The following is a 19819-nucleotide window of genomic DNA, read 5'->3' on the forward strand; positions in this document are numbered from 1 at the left end:
CGTGGCGCGTCGACAGTGCGCTGCGGAGCCGGCCGCCGTACTGGCCGGCGTACGACTCCGCAGCGCACAGGTTGTCAGCCGTCACCGGTGGTCAGCTGTCCGGGCCACCGTCGGCCTGGTCCTTCTTCTCCCCGCCCTTGGCGGTGTCGGTGTCCGGGCCGGACGTGGTCTGGGTGCCCGGCTGGGGCTCCGCGACCGCGACCATCGCCGGGCGGATGATCCGCTCGCCGATCCGGTAACCGGGCTGGAGGATCTGGACGCAGGTGTCCTCGGTGACCTCCGACGAGTAGCTGTGCATCAGCGCCTCGTGCATGGTCGGGTCGAAGGGCTCGCCCTCCTTGCCGAACTGCTGCAGGCCCAGCTTGGCGACGACGGTCTCCAGCGACTCGGCGACGGACTTGAAGCCGCCGGTCACCTCGCCGTGGTCACGGGCCCGGCCGATGTCGTCCAGGACCGGGATCAGCGACTCCAGGATGTTGGAGACGGCGATCTCACGGACCGTCAGCCGGTCGCGCTCGACCCGCTTCCGGTAGTTCTGGTACTCGGCCTGGAGGCGCTGGAGGTCGGCCGTCCGCTCGGCCAGCTCGCGCTTGGCCGTGGCGAGGTCGTCCGGTTCGCCGGTCGCACCGGCGGTCGAATCGGCACCGCCCGCGGCAGCCTCCTCGGCAGCCTTGATCACGGCCTCCTCGGCGGCGGAGTCGTCGCCGGGCTCAGCACCCTGCGGCTTCTCCGTCATGCCGCACCGCCCTTGGGCTTCTCGTCGTCCACGATCTCGGCGTCGACGACGTCGTCGTCCTTGGCACCGGCGGCGTCACCGGCCGGGGCGGCGCCGGCGGCGTCGGCGTTGGCGTACAGCGCCTGGCCGAGCTTCTGCGCGGTGGTGGACACCTTCTCGGAGGCCTCGCGGATCTTCGCGATGTCCTCGCCCTTGAGGGCTTCCTTGAGCTCGCCGATGGCGGTCTCGACCTCGGTCTTGACGTCGGCCGGCAGCTTGTCGGCGTTGTCGGCGATGAACTTCTCGGTCGAGTAGACGAGCTGCTCGGCCTGGTTGCGGGTCTCCACGGACTCGCGGCGCTTGTGGTCCTCCTCCGCGTACTGCTCGGCCTCGCGCATCATGCGCTCGATGTCGTCCTTCGGCAGCGCGGAGCCGCCGGTGACGGTCATCTTCTGCTCCTTGCCGGTGCCGAGGTCCTTGGCACCGACGTGCATGATGCCGTTGGCGTCGATGTCGAAGGTGACCTCGATCTGGGGCAGGCCACGGGGGGCCGGCGGCAGGCCGGTCAGCTCGAACATGCCGAGCTTCTTGTTGTACGCGGCGATCTCGCGCTCGCCCTGGTAGACCTGGATCTGCACGGACGGCTGGTTGTCCTCGGCCGTGGTGAAGATCTCGGAGCGCTTGGTCGGGATCGTGGTGTTGCGCTCGATCAGCTTGGTCATGATGCCGCCCTTGGTCTCGATGCCGAGGGACAGCGGGGTGACGTCGAGCAGCAGGACGTCCTTGACCTCGCCCTTGAGGACACCGGCCTGGAGCGAGGCGCCGATGGCGACGACCTCGTCCGGGTTGACGCCCTTGTTCGCGTCCTTGCCGCCGGTCAGCTCGCGGACGAGCTCGGCGACGGCCGGCATGCGGGTCGAGCCGCCGACGAGGACCACGTGGTCGATCTCGGAGAGGGCGATGCCCGCGTCCTTGATCACGTTGTGGAACGGGACCTTGCAGCGCTCCAGCAGGTCCGAGGTCAGCTGCTGGAACTGGGCGCGGGTGAGCTTCTCGTCCAGGTGCAGCGGGCCCTCGGCGGAGGCCGTGATGTAGGGCAGGTTGATCGAGGTCTCGGAGGACGAGGACAGCTCGATCTTGGCCTTCTCGGAGGCCTCGCGCAGGCGCTGCAGGGCCATCTTGTCCTTGGACAGGTCGACACCGTGGCCGGCCTGGAAGACCTTCACCAGGTGGTCGACGACCTTCTGGTCCCAGTCGTCACCGCCGAGGTGGTTGTCACCGTTGGTGGCCTTCACCTCGACGACCCCGTCGCCGATCTCCAGCAGCGAGACGTCGAAGGTGCCGCCGCCGAGGTCGAAGACCAGGATGGTCTGGTCGTCCTTGTCCAGGCCGTAGGCCAGGGCGGCCGCGGTCGGCTCGTTGACGATGCGCAGGACGTTGAGGCCCGCGATCTCACCGGCCTCCTTGGTGGCCTGGCGCTCCGAGTCGGAGAAGTACGCCGGGACGGTGATGACGGCGTCGGTGACCGTCTCGCCCAGGTAGGACTCGGCGTCCCGCTTCAGCTTCTGCAGGATGAAGGCGCTGATCTGCTGGGGGTTGAAGTCCTTGCCGTCCAGGCCGATCTTCCAGCTGGTGCCCATGTGACGCTTGACCGAGCGAATGGTGCGGTCCACGTTGGTGACCGCCTGACGCTTGGCCACCTCGCCGACGAGCACCTCGCCGTTCTTCGCGAAGGCGACGACGGACGGCGTGGTCCGAGCGCCCTCGGCGTTCGTGATGACGGTGGGCTCGCCACCCTCCAGAACGCTGACGACCGAGTTCGTCGTGCCGAGGTCGATGCCGACCGCGCGTGCCATCGTAGATACCTCCACGGAAGAGTTGAGCTTTACAGGCTCAAGGATGCACGACGAGGCGGGGGGCGTCAACAGCTATGAGTCCGAAGCGCTCAACTTTGCTGAGCCGGAAATGCGGAGAGCGCCCCTGCGCCGCCCGGACGGCGATGGCAGGGTGCACTTACGTGACTGCCGCCATACCTTGAGCATCTTCAGGAGAAGTGTTAACGAGCGGTAATGTCCGGCCCGTCGGCCCTGCAAGTTACCGGCGAGTACAATCACCGCGAGAGTCTGTACCCCCAGCACCCCAGCACCCCCAGAAAGCCGCAGGAGACGGAGAGCCGATGCAGCTAGCAGCGATCGTCATCTCGCTGGTCACGTTCGTGGTCGGCACCGCGCTCGCCGCCCGTGCGGCGCTGTACATCTACAAGGTGGTGCGGACCGGTCAGCCGGACCCGACCCGGTTCGGGCAGCCCGCCCTGCGCGCGAAGACCGTGGCGGTCGAGTTCGTCGGCCACACCCGGATGAACCGCTGGGGCGTCGTCGGCGTCGCCCACTGGTTCGTCGCGGTCGGCTTCTTCACGCTGGGCCTGACCCTGCTGACCGCCTTCTTCCAGCTGTTCGACGCCGAGTTCGTGCTGCCGGTGCTCGGCGGCTGGCTGCCGTACGAGCTCTTCACCGAGCTGGTCGGCACGTTCACCACCCTCGGCATCGCCACCCTCATCGTGATCCGCCTGCTCAGCCTGCCGGGCCGGGCGGGCCGCAAGTCGCGCTTCGCCGGCTCGATCGCCTGGCAGGCCTTCTACGTCGAGTACACGATCCTCGGCATCGGCCTGTGCATCATGATCCTGCGCGGCCTGGAGGGCGCGCTGGAGCACGTGGGCTCGTACGAGGCGAAGTACCTGATCTCCTACCCGCTGGTGCTGGCCTTCAAGGGCCTGTCGCACGGCACCCTGGAGAACCTGGTCTACGTCTTCGCGATGCTGAAGATCTGCACCTCCTTCGCCTGGGCCGTCACCATCGGCATCAACCCCTCGATGGGCGTCGCCTGGCACCGCTTCCTCGCGTTCTTCAACATCTACTTCAAGCGCGAGGAGGACGGCGACGTCGCCCTCGGCGAGCTGCGTCCGATGGCCAGCGGCGGGCAGCCGATCGACTTCGAGGACCCGGCCGACGACGCCGTCTTCGGCGTCTCCCAGGTCGAGCACTTCTCCTGGAAGGGCATCCTCGACTTCTCCACCTGTACCGAGTGCGGACGCTGCCAGTCGCAGTGCCCGGCCTGGAACACCGGCAAGCCGCTCTCGCCCAAGCTGCTGATCATGAGCCTGCGGGAGCACGCCTTCGCCAAGGCGCCGTACCTGCTCGCCGGCGGCGGCAAGGACCTGGAGGGCGAGGAGCGGGCGACCGCCGAGCAGCTCGCCGGCGTCCCCGCCGCCGCGCTGGCCGAGGCCGAGCGCCCGCTGATCGGCACTGCGGAGGAGAACGGGGTCATCGACCCCGACGTGCTGTGGTCCTGCACCACCTGCGGCGCCTGCGTCGAGCAGTGCCCGGTGGACATCGAGCACATCGACCACATCGTCGACATGCGCCGCTACCAGGTGATGATCGAGTCCTCGTTCCCGACCGAGGCCGGGGCGATGCTCAAGAACCTGGAGAACAAGGGCAACCCGTGGGGCATGGCCACCAAGGCCCGCCTGGACTGGGTCAAGGAGCTCAAGAAGGAGACCGGCATCGAGGTGCCGGTGATCGGTGAGGACATCGACCCCGCCGAGGTCGAGTACCTCTACTGGGTCGGCTGCGCCGGCGCCCTGGAGGACCGCGCCAAGAAGACCACCAAGGCCTTCGCGGAGCTGCTGCACACCGCCGGCGTGCAGTTCGCCATCCTCGGCAAGGAGGAGTCCTGCACCGGTGACTCCGCCCGCCGCCTCGGCAACGAGTTCCTCTTCCAGATGCTCGGCGCGCAGAACGTCGAGACGCTGAACGCTGCGCTGGAGGACGCCCCGGTCAAGCGGATCGTGGCGACCTGCCCGCACTGCTTCAACACCATCGCCAACGAGTACCCGCAGCTGGGCGGCCACTTCGAGGTCATCCACCACACCCAGCTGCTGCAGCACCTGATCGACGAGGGCAAGCTCGTCCCGGTCAACCCGGTCGAGGGCCTGATCACCTACCACGACCCCTGCTACCTGGGCCGCCACAACAAGGTCTACAGCCCGCCGCGCGAGATCATGGACAAGGTCCCGGGCCTGCGCCAGCAGGAGATGCACCGCCACAAGGAGCGCGGCTTCTGCTGCGGCGCCGGCGGCGCGCGGATGTGGATGGAGGAGCGCATCGGCAAGCGGATCAACACCGAGCGCGTGGACGAGGCCCTCTCGCTCAACCCGGACATCGTCTCCACCGCCTGCCCCTTCTGCCTCGTCATGCTCTCCGACTCCGTGAACGGCAAGAAGAACGAGGGCGCGGCGAAGGAACACCTGAAGGTCGTCGACGTCGCCCAGCTGCTGCTCGACTCGGTCAAGGCGGCCCCGCCGGCCGAGGCCGAAACCGAGACCGTCGACGCCTGAACGAGGCGGTGACGTGGTGATGACGGGGCGGTGACGGGGCGAACCCGGCCACTCCGCCGCCCAGTTGTTCGACAGTTCTGCAACAACCACCCGGCCCGGCGAGTGCCACGTGCGCCCGCCGGGCCGGGCTTTTCGGGTGCGAATCCCTCGGGCGGGGCGCCAACCACCGGACCACCGGACGGCGTCCCTGTCAGAAGGAAATACAGTAGGCGCCGGACCGGCCCTCGTGCCGGTCGATCCGTTCCGGCTCCCGGAACGGCATTTCTGACCACCGACGGAGGTATCGGCCCGCCGGGCCGGGCCGCAGAGACCACAAGGGGAACAGCGCAGACCATGACCGAGGCGATCATGCTGGTCGGTGGTAAGGGCACGCGACTGCGTCCGCTGACCACCCACACCCCCAAGCCCATGCTGCCCGTGGCAGGCGTCCCGTTCATCGCGCACCAGCTGGCCCGCGCGGCAGCGGCCGGGGTCACCCGCGTGGTGCTCGCGACCTCCTACCTGGCCGAGGTCTTCGAGGACCACTTCCAGGACGGCACCCCGTACGGCATCGAACTGGTCTACCTGACCGAACGCGAGCCGCTCGGCACCGGCGGAGCCATCCGCAACGCCGCCACCGGGCTGACCTGCGGCCCCGACGAACCGGTCCTGGTCTTCAACGGCGACATCCTCTCCGGGGTCGACATCGCCGCCCTGCGCGACGGCCACGTGGCCGCCGGGGCCGACGTCACGCTGCACCTCACCCGGGTCGAGGACCCGCGCGCCTTCGGACTCGTCCCGACCGACGAGCACGGCCGGGTCCTGGAGTTCCTGGAGAAGCCGGAGACGCCCGAGCAGATCGTCACCGACCAGATCAACGCCGGCTGCTACGTCTTCACCCGCTCCGTCATCGACCGCATCCCGGCCGGCCGCGAGGTCTCCGTCGAGCGCGAGACCTTCCCGGAGTTGCTGGCCACCGGCGCGCTGCTGCGCGGCGTCGTGGACACCTCCTACTGGCTCGACCTCGGCACCCCGGCCGCCTTCGTCCGCGGCTCGGCCGACCTCGTGCTCGGCAAGGTCGACTCGCCGGCCGTGCCCGGCCCGACCGGCGACGCCCTGCTGCTGCCCGGCGCCACCGTCCAGCGGGGCGCCGTGCTGAGCGGCGGCACCGTGGTCTCCGAGGGCGCGGTCGTCGAGTCCGGTGCGATCGTCGAGGGCAGCGTGATCCTGCCCGGCGCGCTCATCGGGGCGGACACCCTGGTCAAGGACTCGATCGTGGGCGCCTACGCCACGGTCGGCGAGCGGACCGCGCTGGACGGCGCGGTGATCGGCGACGGCGCGATCGTCGAGCCCGACAACGAGCTTCCGAACGGCATCCGGATCGCCTGCGGCACCCTGCTGCCGGCCGGCGCCGTCCGCACCTCGGCCGGTCCCGGCGGCTGCCCGGCGGGCACCGCCGCCGCGGCCGCGGTGCACGGGCCGAAGGTCACCGCGCAGCGCTAGGCGTTCCGTCCGGCCGCCCGACCCGGTGGTCCCGGTGGTCCCGGGCGCCTCGCTGGTCCCCGCAGGCCGTGCGGGCGTCACAGGCTCGCTGCAAACCGGACCCGGTCCGGTGCCCGGCCGCCACGGAGCCGGTCGGGCGGGTACCTTCGGAGCGTGGCTGGCAATCGATACGACAGCGGTCAGGGCGCCGACCCCCGTGGCGGGTGGTCGGCGCCTCCGCAGCAGCAGGCGGCGCCCGGGGGGCACGGGCCGACCGACGGACCGGAGTACTTCACCGGCCCGCAGGGAGCTCCGCAGCAGGGCCCGTATGCCCCGCAGGGCCCGCACGATCCGTACGCGGCGAACCAGCCGGGTCACACCCGGGCGTTCCCGACCGGCAGCGACCCGTACGCGGGCGAGCCGTACTACTACGACGAGCACGGGCAGCCGTACCAGGCGCCCCCGTACGGGCAGGAACAGTACGGGCAGTCGCAGGGCTACCCGGACGAGCAGCCCTACGGCCAGGACAACGTCGCCGTCTACCGCGCCGGCGGCCAGTCCGCGCCGCACGCCGCCGGGCCGCGGCCGAACTGGCGCGAGCTGCTGATCGGCCTCTTCCGCACCCCCACCGCGACCTTCGACCGCACCCGGGACCACCAGGTCTGGCTGCCCGCCGTCACCGTCTCGCTGCTGTACGGCGCCCTCGCCGTGCTCGGCCTCGGGATGACCCGCGACGACGTGGTCAACTCGACCTTCACCGTGGCGCTCACCTCGCTGCTCGCGGCGGCGGTCGGCTTCACCCTGGCCGGCGGCATGCTGGGCGCGGTGACGTACGCGCTGGCCCGCCAGTTCGGCGGGGACGGCCCCTGGAAGTCGACGGTCGGCCTCGCCGTGCTGATCGGCTGGACCACCGACGCGCCCCGGCTGCTGCTCGCCCTCGCGCTGCCGGCCGACAACATCGTGGTGCAGGTCGTCGGCTGGGCCACCTGGCTGCTCTGCGCCGTCCTGCTGACCACCATGGTCCGGCGGCTGCACGACCTGCCGTGGGGCAAGGCGGCCGGCGCGGGGGCGCTGCAACTGCTGGCGCTGCTGGTGCTGATCAAGCTACCGACCCTGGGCTGAGGCCCCCGCCCCGATCCGAGCCGTCCTTCTCGCCGGTTCCCCGGCCCCCTCCGGTTCTCCGCCTCCTTCCCGGCCTCTCCCGGCGTCCTCCGGCCGGGGGAGAATGGTCGACGGGCCCCGTCTCGGGGCCCGTCCGCATGTCCGCGTACTGCGTCCACCCTCACCCGCACGGAGCCAGGCATGACCCTCCCCACCACCCACGTCAGCTTCCCGGCCGGGGCGGTGACCGGCGAGTCGACGGTGCTCGCGGTGCACCCGCTGGACGGCGGCCGGTACGCCGTCGTCACCGGGGCGACCCCGTTCCACCCGCTCGACCACACCTGGCCCGACCAGCCGGCCGACCTCGGCACCCTGACCGTCGACGGCACCGGGCTGGCCGTCGTCGACTGCCTCACCGGCGCCGTCGGTCCCGAGGGCGGCGAGCTGCTGGTCGGCGCCGACATCCCGGTCCGGCGCGGTGACGAGGAGTGGTCCTGGCTGGTCCTGCACGTCCTGGCGGCCGACCCGGGCGACATCGTCGGCCGGACCGCCACGCTCGCCGTCGACGCCGAGCGCCGCGGCGCCCTCTGCGCCTCCCACAGCGGCTGCCACCTGCTCGCCCTCGCCCTGAACGAGGCGCTCGCCCCGCGCTGGCGCAAGGACCCGGGCCGCTCCGACGCCTTCGGCCACCCGGACTTCGACAGCCTCGCCATGGCCGGCTCCGTGATGGACACCGAGGCGAGCACCGATACGTACCGGCTCGGCAAGTCGCTCCGCAAGAAGGGCTTCACCGCGGAGGCCACCGAGGACCACCCCGCGCTCGCCGACGCGCTTCCCGCGCTCACCGGGGCCGTCAACCGGCGGCTGGCCGCCTGGGTCGCCGCCGACGCCCCGGTCCGCATCGATGTCCCCGGCCCGGAACTCACCGCGCGCCGGCAGTGGCACTGCGAGCTGCCCGAGGGCCCGGCGCAGATCGCCTGCGGCGGTACCCACCTGCACCACCTCGGTGAGCTGACCGAGCTCCGCACCGAGCTGCGGCTCTCCGAGGACGGCAGCGAGCTGGTCGCCGTCACCCGCCCGAAGCGCGCCTGAGCGCCGGCGCCGCACCCGCGGAACACCCGTGAACGCCGGTGGGCGGTCGCCCCGGTCTCCCGGGGCGACCGCCCACGTCGGCTCTGCTCTGCTGCCGTGCGGTCCTGCCGTCGTGCGGTCGCCGCCGCGCGCGGTGGTCAGACCTTGGTGCGGTGGAAGTTCAGGTACGAGCGGGACGGCGTCGGACCGCGCTGCCCCTGGTAGCGCGAGCCGTAGCGCTCCGAGCCGTACGGGTGCTCGGACGGCGAGGAGAGCCGGAACAGGCAGAGCTGCCCGATCTTCATCCCGGGGTAGAGCTTGATCGGCAGCGTCGCGACGTTCGACAGCTCCAGCGTGACGTGCCCGCTGAAGCCCGGGTCGATGAAGCCGGCCGTGGAGTGCGTCAGCAGCCCGAGGCGGCCCAGGCTGGACTTGCCCTCCAGGCGGGAGGCGACGTCGTCCGGCAGCGAGATGACCTCGTAGGTCGACGCCAGGACGAACTCGCCGGGGTGGAGGATGAACGCCTCGTCCTCCTCCGGCTCGACCAGCCGGGTCAGGTCCGGCTGCTCCTCGGAGGGGTCGATGTGCGGGTAGCGGTGGTTCTCGAAGACCCGGAAGAAGCGGTCCAGTCGTACGTCGATACTGGAGGGCTGGATCATCGCAGGGTCGAAGGGGTCGATCACGACCCGGCCCTTGTCGATCTCGGTCCGGATGTCCTTGTCAGAGAGCAGCACGCTTCGAGGTTACGTGCACGACGCGGCCCCGGACGAATCGCCCGGGGCCGCACCAGTCACCACCGTCCCGCGGTCACCCCGGTCAGGCCAGGAACTCCGCGGCCTCCAGCTGCAGGGCCCGGGCCAGTTGCGGCTCGGACAGCTCCCGCACATTGGCCAGCACCGAACTCCTCAGCCGTCCGCACTGCGGACAGCGGATCAGCCGCCCCGGCCCCAGCCGGCCGGGCCCGAGATTCTGCATCGGGAACGTGGTGGTGCTGAACAGGTGCCCCTCGGCACAACGAACGACGGCGCGCTGCTCCATCGATCCCCTTCCCATCCTTACCCCGCTACTCACCCGTACTCGTCGCGCCCCGAACGGGCGACAGCCCACGGGACCAGCGTCACATTAGGGGATGTTCCGGACATTCCACACCAAGGCTCGCCGCCCCGCGCCCCGCCCGCCGCGGCGCTCTCACGCGGCCCACACAGTACGCCTCGCCGACCGCCCCCCGCGGCTCCGCCACGGCCTCCGATCAGCTGTGCAACGGGTGTCACCCATGGGGTACAGTGGGCACAGATCGAGCGGTCTCTGACGGCTCGTCAGGCGGGCGTAGTTTAGTGGTAGAACATGAGCTTCCCAAGCTTAGAGTGCGAGTTCGATTCTCGTCGCCCGCTCCACAAGGAAAGCCCCAGGCCCACGGCCTGGGGCTTTCTCGTCGTCCGGGGTGATCGGGTTCCGCGTAGCATGCCCCGGGTGGAGGGGGTAGCGAGCGGCGACGTCGCGCCGCGGTCGTCGCGTGCGCTGGTGGGCGGGGTGGCCGCCGCCGTGGCCTCGGTGCACCTCCTGAAGGGGCTCGCCCGGGTACCGGCGGAGCCGGGTGCCGGGCTCGCGGTCGTCGTGGCGTGCCTGCTGCTGGTGGCGGTGCAGCTCCGCCATGTCGAGCCGGGACTGCGGCGGGCCGTCCCCGCGGCTCCGCCCGTGGCCTGGACGCTCACGGAACTGGCCGTCGGCTGGCTGGCGGTCGTTCCGCTCGGGGTCTCGATCGGGCTGCTGTGCCTCCCGGCCGCCTCGCTGCTGCTGGAGCGCCGCCGGACCCCGCTGTTCCTGCTGGGTGGCGCGGCGGCGCTCACCGAGGCGGCCCGGTCGGGCAGCGCGCGCACGGTCGTCGACCTGATGCTCATCCTCGTGATCGGCGCCGCCATGCTGTACGCCGTCACCACGCTCGCGCTGCTCGCGACGCGGGTCCACGCCGCCCGGCTCACCCTGGCGGCCTCCGCGGTGACCGCCGAACGGCTGCGGATCGCGGCCGGCCTGCAGGCCGGCCTCGCGGAGGGCCTGCGGGAGGTCCGCGGCCTGGCGCTCCGGAAGGATCCGGCCGTCCTGGACGCCCTGATCGCCGCGGCCCGCCGGACCCTGGCGGCGACCCGTGCCACCGCGGCCGAGCTGCGCAGCCTGTCGCTCGCCCCGGAGGCGGCCAGCGCCCGCGCCCTGCTCGCCTCCGCCGGCATCGCCGCCGACCTCCGGATCGGGCACTCGGAGCCGCTCGGACCGGCCGGGACGGTACTGGCGACCGTCCTGCGGGAGGCGGTCACCGCCGTCGTCCGGGTCGGGGACGCGCGGCGGTGCGAGATCGTCACCGGTGAACGGGCCGGCCGGGTGGTGCTGCGGGTGGTCAGCGACGGTGTGCCGACGGCCGCGCTCGGCGCCGAGGTCCTCGACGGCCTCGCCGACCGGGTCCGCTCCGTCGGCGGCTCGCTGACGGCGGGTCTGGAGCCGGACGGGCGCTTCGCCGTCGAGGCGGAGGTCGCGGCCACCCCCGCCCCGGCAGCGCTGGCGGATCCGCCCGAACTGCGGACGGTGCTCGGCCTGTACGTCCTCGTGCTGGGCACCTTCTGCGTCAAGGCCGTCCTGTTCGTCCCGGTGCCCCTGCTCGGCCTCGGCGTCCCGTGCCTGCTGCTGCTCTGCGGACTCCAGGTCCGCTTCGCGACCCGCGACGCGGCGCGCCCCGCCCGGCTGCTCCTGTTCGGCTCGGCGGCCCTCGCCTTCCTGCCGCTGCCCTGGTTCGGGCGGAACTGGATCGGTGCGGTCGGCATCCTGGCCGGTGCGCTCCTGTTCGCCCTGCCGCTCCGGGCCGGCCTGGCGCTCGCCGGCGCGGCGGCGGTGGCCGGCGGCCTGATCACCGGCGGCCTGATCCCCGGGGGGACGGTCGGCGGCGGCGCGGCCGGTGGCGGCGGTGCGGTGCCGGGGCTGTTCGCCGCCGTCGACGTCCTGATCTCCTGCGTCGTCGTCCACGGGGTGCTGCGGCTGGTCCGCCTGGTGCGGCAGCTCCAGCGGGCGGGGGCGGGGCTGGCCCGGGCCGCCGTGGTCACCGAACGCCTGCGCGCCGCCCGCGACCTGCACGACCTGCTCGGCCACGGGCTGACCGCGATCCTGCTCAAGGCCGAGCTCGCCCGGCGGCTGTCGGCCTCGGACGCCGACCGCAGCCGGGCCGAGCTGCGCGACATCGTGCGTCTGGCCGAGCGCGGGGAGAGCGAGCTGCGAACGGTGGTCGACGCCGCCCCCCGGCTGTCGTTCGCCGCGGAACTGGCCTCGGCGGCGGCCGTCCTGGAGGCGGCCGCCATCACGGTGGAGCTCGACGACGGGCCGGTTCCGGAGGCCGCGGGAGCCGTCCTGAGCGTGGTCCTCCGGGAGGCCGTCACCAACCTCCTGCGGCACAGCTCCGCGCGCCACGCACGCATCGCCACCTCGCTGGACGGGGACTCGGTGCGCCTGGAGGTGGAGAACGACGGGGTGCCGGACGGCGTCAGCGCGCCCGGATCGGGGATCGGCGGGCTGACCGTCCGGCTCGCCGCCATCGGCGGCACCCTGTCGGCCGGTCCGGACGACGGCTGGTACGTGCTGCGCGCCGAGGTGCCGCGGGACTGACGGCCACCGTGCCGGCGCCGGCCGCTACAACCACCCCGCGTCGCGGGCGATGCGTACCGCGTCCGTCCGGTTGCGGGCGTTGAGCTTGCCGACGACCGCGGTCAGCACGTTGCGGACGGTGCCGGTCGACAGATGCAGCCGGGTCGCGATCTCCGGCGGCTCGGCGCCCTCGGCCAGCTCCCGCAGCACGTCGTTCTCCCGCGGCGTCAGCGGATTGTCGGCGAGGTCCCACGCCGCGACCGCGAGTCCCGGGTCGAGCACCCGTCCGCCGCCGGCCACCTGCCGGATCGCCGCCACCAGTTCCTCCGGCGGGGCGGTCTTCAGCAGGAAGCCGTCGACCTTCGCCTCCAGGGCCCTGCGGAGCAGCCCGGGCCGGCCGTTCGAGGTGAGCATCAGGGTCCGGCAGCCCGGAACCCGTTCCTTCAGCGCGGCAGCGGCCTGCAGCCCGTCCAGCCGGCCCGGCATCTCGATGTCGAGCACCGCGACGTCGGGGGTGAAGACCAGCGCCCTCGGCACCACGTCGTCGGCGGAGCCCGTCTGCGCGACGACCTCCAGGTCCGGCTCCAGCTCCAGCAGCGCCACCAGCGCGCTGCGCACCACGTGTTGGTCCTCCGCCAGCAGGAGTCTGATCATGCGCCGACCCTACCCGTGACGATGTCACGGGTGGCTCGTGATCCCGTCCCTGCCGGGGGCGCCCGGGGATCGGCAGGCTGAGGAGCATGAGCGAAGCGATCACGCTGGAAGCAGTGAGCAAGGTCTACGGCAAGGGGCGGGGTGCGGTCGCCGCGCTGCGCGAGGTGACGGTGCGGCTGCCGAAGGGCGGGTTCACCGCGGTGATGGGGCCGTCCGGTTCGGGCAAGAGCACGTTCCTGCACTGCGCGGCGGGCCTGGACCGTCCGACGTCCGGAACGGTCCGGCTGGGGGACACCGACCTGTCCCGGCTCAGCGAGACGAAGCTGACCGAACTGCGCCGGGAGCGCGCGGGGTTCGTGTTCCAGGCGTTCAACCTCGTCGGGGCGCTGACCGTCGAGCAGAACATCACGCTGCCGCTGCGCCTCGCGGGTCGGCGGGCCGACGCCGCGCGGCTCGCCGAACTGGTCGGGCGGGTGGGGTTGCAGGAGCGGACCGGGCACCGCCCGGGCCAGCTGTCCGGGGGGCAGCAGCAGCGCGTCGCCATCGCCCGGGCCCTGGTCTCCGATCCCGAGGTGCTCTTCGCCGACGAACCCACCGGTGCGCTCGACACCATGACGGCCCGTGAGGTCCTCACCCTGCTCCGGCAGGCCGTCGACGAGCTCGGCCAGACCGTCGTGATGGTCACCCACGACCCCGTCGCGGCGTCCTACGCCGACGACGTCCTGTTCCTGGCCGACGGCCGGGTCGCCGACACGATGTCCGGGCCGACCGCCGCCAAGGTCGCCGACCGCATGATCCGCCTGGGAGCGTGGAACCGATGATGTTCGGCCTCGCCCTCGCCACCCTCCGGCACCGCAGGGCCGGATTCGCCGGCGCGTTCGTCGCGCTGTTCTGCGCCGCGGCCCTGGTCAGCGGCTGCGGAACGCTGCTGACGACGGGGATCCTCGGCACCGTCGAACCCGAACGGTACGCGGCCGCACCGGTCGTGGTCACCGGGGACCAGAACGTCCACCACGTCGAGGACCGGGGCGAGGGGAGGACCAGGGAGAAGGCCAAGCCGATCACCGACCGGGCCTGGGTGCCCGCCGCACTCGCCGGGCGCATCGAGGCGCTGCCCTCGGTGCGGGCCGTCGCGACCGAGGTGATGTTCCCCGTGCTGCTGCCCGGCGGGCCCACGCGCAACTCGTGGGGCCACGGCTGGGAGTCGGCGCCGCTGTCCGGCCTGACCCTGGCCTCGGGCGGCGCGCCGTCGGCCGCCGACGAGGTCGTGCTGGACGCGGCCACGGCGGCCCGGTCCCACCTGTCCGTCGGCTCCACCGTGCAGGTCCGCACCGCCACGGGGTCGTCGACCGTCCGCGTCGTCGGCGTCGCCACGCAGGGGTTCGCCGCCCAGTCCGGGGTGTACTTCGCCCCGGAGCAGGCCCGTCGGCTCGCCGGTCACGACGGTCTGGTCAGCGCTATCGGGGTGTTCCCGTCCTCGCCCTCGGCCGCCGACGACGTCAGGGAGCTGCTCCGGGGAATGGCGGGGGGCCCGGTCGCCGTGGTCCGCACCGGCGACGAGCGCGGGCGGGTGGAGTTCCCCGACGCCGCCAACGCCCAGGTGCGCCTGGTCAGCATGGGCGCCGTCCTGGGCGGCACCTCCCTGATCGTCGCCCTGCTGGTGGTGGTCGGCACCTTCGCCCTGTCGATCCAGCAGCGCCAGCGCGAGATCGCGGTGCTGCGGGCGGTCGCCGCGACCGGACGGCAGGTCCGGAAGATGATCGGCAGCGAAGCGCTCGTGGTCGGCCTGGCCGCCGGGATCCTCGGTGCCGCCGCGGGCGTGCCGCTGGGCGACCGGCTGCACGACCGGTTCGTCTCCCTGGACGTGATCCCCGCGAACTTCCCGGTCGTCCTCTCGCCGTTCCCCGCGATCGCCGCGGCCGGGGCCACCCTGCTCGCGGGCTGGGGCGCGGCCCGGATCTCGGCGCGGCGGGCCACCGCCGTCAAGCCGGTCGAGGCCCTCGGCGAGGCCGAGTTCAGGCCGCCGCGCATCGGCCCGGTCCGGATCGTCCTCGGTACCGTCGCCACTGCCGGCGCCGTCGTCCTCACCGTCCTGCTCACCGCGCTGCACTCGGACCAGTCCTCCACCCCGGTCTGCTTCAACGCCGTCCTGCTGTGGTGCACCGCGCTCGCCCTGCTGGGGCCGCCGGTCGCCCGGGCCGGTGCGGCGGTCCTGGGCCTGCCGCTGCGGGCGTCCCGGGTCGGTGGCTACCTCGCCGCCCACAACCTGCGGGCCGCGGCGCACCGGCTGGCCTCGGTCGTCACCCCGTTGACGCTGCTGATCGCGATGGCCTGCACCATCCTCTTCACCGGGACCACCGTCGACCGGGCGACGAGCGCGCAGCGCGACCGCGGGAACGTCGCCGACCTGGTGGTCGGGCCCCGCGTCCCCTCCTCCGTCGCCGCGGCGGCCGCCGCCGTCCCCGGCGTCCGGACCGTGACCCGGGTGCTCCACAGCCAGGTGCGCGACGGTCTGGAGAAGCGCAGCGTGCAGGCGGTCACGCCGGAGCGGCTGTCCGACACCCTCGACCTGGGGGTGACCGCGGGCGACCTCGGCCGGCTGGCGGAGGGGACGGCGGCGGCCGCGGACGGGCTGGGGTACCGGATCGGCCAGCGGGTCGGGCTCACCCTCGCCGACGGCACGCCGTACGAGGTCACCGTCGTCGCCCTGTACGCCCGGGGGATGGCCTTCGGCGACCTGACCCTGGCGCACGGACCGGTCGCCGCGCACGTCGACGTCCCGCTCGACGACAGCCTGCTCGTCCGGGGGGACGGCGTCACCCGCGACGCCCTGGCCGCGGCGCTGCGGACCGAGCCCGGCATCGGCGTGCTCGACCGCGTCGCCGCCCAGTCCGCGGGCAACGGGACGAGTGCCCAGATCGGCTACGTGACGCTCGGTCTGATCGTCGCCTTCGTCGCCATCGCCGTCCTCAACACCCTGGCCATGAGCATCACCGAGCGGCGCCACGAGTTCGCCGCCCTGCGGCTGACCGGGGCCACCGGCGGCCAGGTCCGGCGGATGCTCGGCTGGGAGACCGCGGCCTCCGTCGCGATCGCCACGGTCCTCGGCCTGGGCATCGCCTTCGGGGTGCTCACCGCCTACGCCCGGGGCATCACCCGGGGTACCGCGCCGGTGGCGGTACCGGTCACCCAACTCGTGATCGTTGTCGTCGGCGGCGCGGCGCTCGCCGCCGTGGGCACCTGGATCCCCGCGCGCGTGGCGCTGGGGAACGGGGGGCGGACGGCCTGAGCGGGGCGGGCCCGGCCGTTCCGGTCGGGCCGTCTCGTCCGTTCGCTCTTCGCGGTCCGGCCGCAGGTCGTACGACCTGCGGCTTGCCGGTGCCGGTGCCGGTGCCGGTGCCGGTCGGCGGCGGCAGTTGCGGTGGGGCGGGACGCGGGGGTGGGGGGTTGTAGGTGGGGGTGGCCGTCAGGCGCCGGCGGGGCGGGGGGCGGTGCGGCGGTAGAGGCGGAGGAAGGCCTGGACGCCGGTGGAGACGGTGGTGTGGAGGGCGGCGTCGGATATCGGGACGGCGCCGTAGAAGGACTGGTCGGCCGCGCCGCTGAAGGTGAGCAGGGTGAAGTGGGTGGCGGCGAGGTCGGGGTCGTCGACCGTCAGCAGGTCCTGGCCGGCCAGGCGGACCAGGTGGGCGGCGAGGTCGCGGTGGGAGGCGAGCGGGCCGGCGGCGAGCCAGGCGTTCAGGACGTCGGGCGGGATGTTGCCCGCCTCGGCGCGGATGGTCCGGCCGAGCGCGTAGTGTTCGCCGGCCGCGAGGACGGCCTTGGCACGGTCGACGGCGAAGGCGATCAGGTCGGCCTCCAGGTCGACGATCTTGTGCAGATGACGGTCGGCCAGGGCGGCGACGATCTCGGTGAGCTCGCCGGCGGTCTCCAGCGCGACGGAGAGGAAGAGCTTCTCCTTGTCGCCGAAGTGGTTGTAGATGGTGCGCTTGGACACCCCGGCCTCGGTGGCGATCGCGTCGACGCTCGCCCGGGTGTAGCCCTCGCGCCCGAACACCGTGCTCGCCGCGCGGGCGATGGCCTGCCGTTTCTCCGGCATCCGGCGTGAGCCGGCGGTCGGTGCCGGGTTCGCTGCGCTCATCGGGCGGGTCCCTCCTCAGGGCTCATTTGCACTACTCGGTGCAGTTTACCCGGACGGACGGCCCGGAGCGCAGGGGAAGGACGTCGAGGTGCGGGGGAAGGGTGCCGGGCGCGGATTCGGGCGCGGGGCGCAGGGTGCGGGAACGGGTGCGGGCGCGCGGGAGGCGTCGAGGCCGGCGGGAAAGCAGGGAGGCGCGGAGCGAGTCCCCCCGGACTCGCTCCGCGCCGCGTTCGCACGGCTCGATGCGCCGCTCCCCCCGACTCCCCGGACTCCCGCCGTCCCCCCTGGCTCCGCTCTCCGGCGAGAGCGCTCCGCACAGGCCCGGCAGGCCCCCTGTCTGCAGGGCGTCGTTGATCATTACGTTAACAAACCGCATGGTTGGTTTGTCAATAGTGAGATCCACGAAACATCCACATTCTGGGGTGTGGACCGGGGTCGAGGGAAGTCGCCGCCGGGAAAGGGCCGTTCGCGCAGGGAGCGGAGGAGGGGGCGGCGACTGGCGGCGGGAGCGCCGGCCGGAGGCCCGCGGGCCCTCGTCGAAATCCGGCATTCCGCGTCGTCGCCGATACCGAACGGGGCCGTCCGAACGCTCAGCGCAGCAGCCGGCGCTCCTTGGCGACGGCCACCGCGCCCGCCCGGGTGTCGACACCCAACTTCTCGTAGATCCGGCCCAGATGGGTCTTCACGGTCGCCTCGCTGATGAACAGCGCGCGGGCGATCTCCCGGTTGCCGAGCCCTTGGGCGAGCTGGGCGAGGATCTCCAGCTCGCGCTCGGTCGGCTGTGGCGCCGGCGCCCGCATCTGCGCCATCACCCGGGAGGCGACCGGCGGGGAGAGCACCGTCCTGCCCTGCGCGGCCGAGTGCACCGCGGCGAACAGTTCCTCCGGCCGCTCGGCCTTCAGCAGGTAGCCGGTGGCGCCGGCGCCGATCGCCCGCGTGATGTCGGCGTCCGTGTCGTACGTGGTGAGGACCAGGACGTGCGGCGCGCCAGGAGCGGCGGTGATCCGCCGGGTGGCCTCCACCCCGTCGATGCCGTCGCCGAGTTGGAGGTCCATCAGCACCACCTGCGGTGCTAGCCGCGCCGCCAGCTCGACCGCCTCCTCCCCGCTGCTCGCCTCGCCGACCACCTCGATGTCACCGGCGCTCGCCAGCAGGGCGAGCAACCCGGCCCGGACCACGGCGTGGTCGTCGCAGACCAGCAGCCGGACCGGGGACGGCACGGGGTCGGTGTTCATCGGGGCTCCGGGGCTTGTCGGCGCTGCTCGGCGGGGGGACGGGGGGCGAGCGGGACCGCGGCGGAGACCACGGTGCCCTCGCCGGGGGCACTCTCCACGGTCAGGGCGCCGCCGAGCTGACGCAGCCGGGCGCGCATCGCGGGCAGGCCGTGGCCGCGGCTGCCGGCGGGGGAGGAGGCGGGGGCGCTGCCGTCGGCGGAGGGGGTTCCGGGGGAGACCGGGTCGAACCCGCGGCCGTCGTCGGCGACGTCCAGCACGGCCTGGTCGCCGAGGAAGGAGAGGGTGAGCGCGGCGGCCGACGCCCCGGCGTGCTCCCGGACGTTGGCCAGGGCCCCCTGGGCGATCCGCAGCAGCGCGGCCTGCGCGGCGGCCGGCAGCGGGGCGGGTGCGCCGTCCAGGTGGAAGCGGACCGGCAGCCCGCTCTCGGCGGACTCCCGTTCGGCGAGCGAGCGGAGCGCCTGGTCGAGCGTGCGGCCGTCGGCGAGCTCGGCGGGTGCGAGGTCGTGGACGAAGCGGCGGGCCTCCGCGAGGTTCCGGGCCGCCACGTCGGCGGCGGTACGGACGTGGGCGCGCGCCGTCGCCGGGTCGCCGTCCCAGGTGCGGTCGGCGGCCTGGAGCAGCATCTGCTGGCTGGAGAGCCCCTGGGCGAGGGTGTCGTGGATCTCCATCGCCAGCCGTTCACGCTCCGCCAGGGTGCCCTCCCGGCGCTCGGTTTCGGCGAGCTCGCGCCGGGTGCGGACCAGGTCGGCGATCAGCGCGCGCTGCCGCTCGGCCTGTCGCTCCATGTACAGGAAGACGGAGGTGGCCAGGGCCGCGACGGCGGGCGGCAGCAGGAGCAGGTTGGCGTCGACCCCGCCGGGCAGCCGCACCTCGCCGACCACCACCAGCAGGGTCAGTGCCGCGACCAGCGGGATCGCCGCCCGGGCCGGCAGGGTCCGCAGCGCTGTGTAGACCAGCGGGACGGCGCACCACGCGAAGCTCGGCGCGATCAGCACCAGTACCACCCAGATCGCGGTCACCAGGGTCAGCGGCCAGAGCCGGCGGCGGCGCCCCGGAGCGGGCGGGCGGTGGTGGGCCAGCCAGGAGCCGACCGGCTGGGCGACGGCCAGGGTGATGCTCAGGCCGAGCACCCAGGGGATGCGCGGGTTGCCGGGGTGATGGGTGAGGAACCGGCTGAGCGAGGTGGCGAGCAGGAGCAGGAAGGCGGAGTCGAGCAGTACGGCCAGCCGGCCCGCGTCCGGGTCGGGGACGTGCGCGCCGGGGTGCGGGCGGGGGCCGTGACCGGTGGGCGCGTCGGAGGCGTCGCCGTCCGGGCCGGGGCCGTCCGGGCCGGGGCCGTCCGGGCCGGGGCCTGCGAGGGGGCGGCCGACACGGTCCACGGGCCCCTCCTCACTCCGCCGCCTGTTTCCGTCCGCCCGCCCCGGTCA

The 19819-nt window shown here is 73.2% G+C and carries 14 protein-coding genes, 1 tRNA gene and 1 pseudogene; 8 read left to right on the top strand and 8 right to left on the bottom strand.

All coding sequences use genetic code 11. The annotated features are described in order from the left end of the window. Positions 1 to 91: 91 nt before the first annotated feature. Together grpE and dnaK are read right to left on the bottom strand one after the other, a co-directional pair. Positions 92 to 736 carry a nucleotide exchange factor GrpE gene (gene grpE / locus PUR61_RS40235; protein WP_329884886.1) on the bottom strand — a complete coding sequence of 215 codons (645 nt, stop codon included), beginning with the start codon at positions 734 to 736 and terminating at the stop codon, positions 92 to 94. After that, positions 733 to 2571, bottom strand: coding sequence for a molecular chaperone DnaK (gene dnaK / locus PUR61_RS40240; protein WP_329884887.1), 1839 nt, complete (start codon positions 2569 to 2571; stop codon positions 733 to 735). The genes grpE and dnaK overlap by 4 nt, the downstream gene beginning before the upstream one ends. A 320-nt stretch (positions 2572 to 2891) precedes the next feature. On the opposite strand from dnaK, the gene PUR61_RS40245 reads away from it, so the two are divergent. From PUR61_RS40245 to PUR61_RS40260, 4 genes and pseudogenes are all read left to right on the top strand, one after another. After that, positions 2892 to 5111 (top strand): (Fe-S)-binding protein, encoded by a 2220-nt coding sequence (locus tag PUR61_RS40245; RefSeq protein ID WP_329884888.1) that lies wholly within the window; start codon positions 2892 to 2894, stop codon positions 5109 to 5111. A 333-nt stretch (positions 5112 to 5444) separates the two neighbouring features. Then, a pseudogene (locus PUR61_RS40250) lies at positions 5445 to 6518 on the top strand (sugar phosphate nucleotidyltransferase); the annotation flags it as partial. Between the two features lie 228 nt (positions 6519 to 6746). Next, positions 6747 to 7694 (top strand): Yip1 family protein, encoded by a 948-nt coding sequence (locus tag PUR61_RS40255; RefSeq protein ID WP_329884889.1) that lies wholly within the window; start codon positions 6747 to 6749, stop codon positions 7692 to 7694. Positions 7695 to 7874: 180 nt separating this feature from the next. Further along, the gene (locus PUR61_RS40260) at positions 7875 to 8765 is read left to right on the top strand and encodes a metal-dependent hydrolase (RefSeq protein ID WP_329884890.1); all 891 of its coding nucleotides are present in this window, start codon (positions 7875 to 7877) and stop codon (positions 8763 to 8765) included. A 137-nt stretch (positions 8766 to 8902) separates the two neighbouring features. Here PUR61_RS40260 and dcd read toward each other — a convergent pair whose 3' ends face one another. Together dcd and PUR61_RS40270 are read right to left on the bottom strand one after the other, a co-directional pair. After that, positions 8903 to 9478 (bottom strand): dCTP deaminase, encoded by a 576-nt coding sequence (gene dcd / locus PUR61_RS40265; RefSeq protein ID WP_329884891.1) that lies wholly within the window; start codon positions 9476 to 9478, stop codon positions 8903 to 8905. 82 nt (positions 9479 to 9560) lie between these two features. Beyond that, complete coding sequence (locus PUR61_RS40270) at positions 9561 to 9797, bottom strand: hypothetical protein (protein ID WP_329884892.1); 237 nt, start codon at positions 9795 to 9797, stop codon at positions 9561 to 9563. A 267-nt stretch (positions 9798 to 10064) separates the two neighbouring features. Here PUR61_RS40270 and PUR61_RS40275 point away from each other — a divergent pair. Both PUR61_RS40275 and PUR61_RS40280 read left to right on the top strand, forming a co-directional pair. Then, positions 10065 to 10138: transfer RNA gene (locus tag PUR61_RS40275), tRNA-Gly, on the top strand. Between the two features lie 76 nt (positions 10139 to 10214). Beyond that, entirely contained in the window at positions 10215 to 12386 is a 2172-nt protein-coding gene (locus PUR61_RS40280) for a sensor histidine kinase (protein WP_329884893.1), read from the top strand. A 24-nt stretch (positions 12387 to 12410) separates the two neighbouring features. On the opposite strand, the gene PUR61_RS40285 is transcribed toward PUR61_RS40280, so the two are convergent. Beyond that, positions 12411 to 13019: a response regulator transcription factor gene (locus PUR61_RS40285; protein WP_329884894.1), complete on the bottom strand. Its 609-nt coding sequence runs from the start codon at positions 13017 to 13019 to the stop codon at positions 12411 to 12413. An 86-nt stretch (positions 13020 to 13105) separates the two neighbouring features. Here PUR61_RS40285 and PUR61_RS40290 point away from each other — a divergent pair, with 86 nt between their 5' ends. Both PUR61_RS40290 and PUR61_RS40295 read left to right on the top strand, forming a co-directional pair. Beyond that, positions 13106 to 13840 carry an ABC transporter ATP-binding protein gene (locus PUR61_RS40290; RefSeq protein ID WP_329884895.1) on the top strand — a complete coding sequence of 245 codons (735 nt, stop codon included), beginning with the start codon at positions 13106 to 13108 and terminating at the stop codon, positions 13838 to 13840. After that, complete coding sequence (locus tag PUR61_RS40295; protein WP_329885008.1) at positions 13837 to 16308, top strand: ABC transporter permease; 2472 nt, start codon at positions 13837 to 13839, stop codon at positions 16306 to 16308. The genes PUR61_RS40290 and PUR61_RS40295 overlap by 4 nt, the downstream gene beginning before the upstream one ends. 177 nt (positions 16309 to 16485) lie before the next feature. On the opposite strand, the gene PUR61_RS40300 is transcribed toward PUR61_RS40295, so the two are convergent. The 3 genes from PUR61_RS40300 to PUR61_RS40310 form a co-directional block, all read right to left on the bottom strand. Beyond that, entirely contained in the window at positions 16486 to 17157 is a 672-nt protein-coding gene (locus PUR61_RS40300) for a TetR/AcrR family transcriptional regulator (RefSeq protein WP_329884896.1), read from the bottom strand. A gap of 590 nt (positions 17158 to 17747) precedes the next feature. Further along, positions 17748 to 18392 carry a response regulator transcription factor gene (locus PUR61_RS40305; protein WP_329884897.1) on the bottom strand — a complete coding sequence of 215 codons (645 nt, stop codon included), beginning with the start codon at positions 18390 to 18392 and terminating at the stop codon, positions 17748 to 17750. Then, positions 18389 to 19771, bottom strand: a complete 1383-nt coding sequence (locus PUR61_RS40310; protein WP_443035319.1) for a sensor histidine kinase — start codon at positions 19769 to 19771, stop codon at positions 18389 to 18391. Before PUR61_RS40310 ends, PUR61_RS40305 begins: the two co-directional genes overlap by 4 nt. Positions 19772 to 19819 lie beyond the last annotated feature (48 nt).

This window comes from Streptomyces sp. BE20 (assembly GCF_036322525.1).
Lineage (GTDB): Bacteria > Actinomycetota > Actinomycetes > Streptomycetales > Streptomycetaceae > Kitasatospora.

What these genes read in the sequence shown, in the direction of transcription:
- grpE (WP_329884886.1), bottom strand. Translation starts at nt 736, where the DNA reads ATGACGGAGAAGCCGCAGGGTGCTGAGCCCGGCGACGACTCCGCCGCC.
- dnaK (WP_329884887.1), bottom strand. Translation starts at nt 2,571, where the DNA reads ATGGCACGCGCGGTCGGCATCGACCTCGGCACGACGAACTCGGTCGTC.
- PUR61_RS40245 (WP_329884888.1), top strand. Translation starts at nt 2,892, where the DNA reads ATGCAGCTAGCAGCGATCGTCATCTCGCTGGTCACGTTCGTGGTCGGC.
- PUR61_RS40260 (WP_329884890.1), top strand. Translation starts at nt 7,875, where the DNA reads ATGACCCTCCCCACCACCCACGTCAGCTTCCCGGCCGGGGCGGTGACC.
- PUR61_RS40270 (WP_329884892.1), bottom strand. Translation starts at nt 9,797, where the DNA reads ATGGGAAGGGGATCGATGGAGCAGCGCGCCGTCGTTCGTTGTGCCGAG.
- PUR61_RS40285 (WP_329884894.1), bottom strand. Translation starts at nt 13,019, where the DNA reads ATGATCAGACTCCTGCTGGCGGAGGACCAACACGTGGTGCGCAGCGCG.
- PUR61_RS40290 (WP_329884895.1), top strand. Translation starts at nt 13,106, where the DNA reads ATGAGCGAAGCGATCACGCTGGAAGCAGTGAGCAAGGTCTACGGCAAG.
- PUR61_RS40295 (WP_329885008.1), top strand. Translation starts at nt 13,837, where the DNA reads ATGATGTTCGGCCTCGCCCTCGCCACCCTCCGGCACCGCAGGGCCGGA.
- PUR61_RS40300 (WP_329884896.1), bottom strand. Translation starts at nt 17,157, where the DNA reads ATGAGCGCAGCGAACCCGGCACCGACCGCCGGCTCACGCCGGATGCCG.
- PUR61_RS40305 (WP_329884897.1), bottom strand. Translation starts at nt 18,392, where the DNA reads ATGAACACCGACCCCGTGCCGTCCCCGGTCCGGCTGCTGGTCTGCGAC.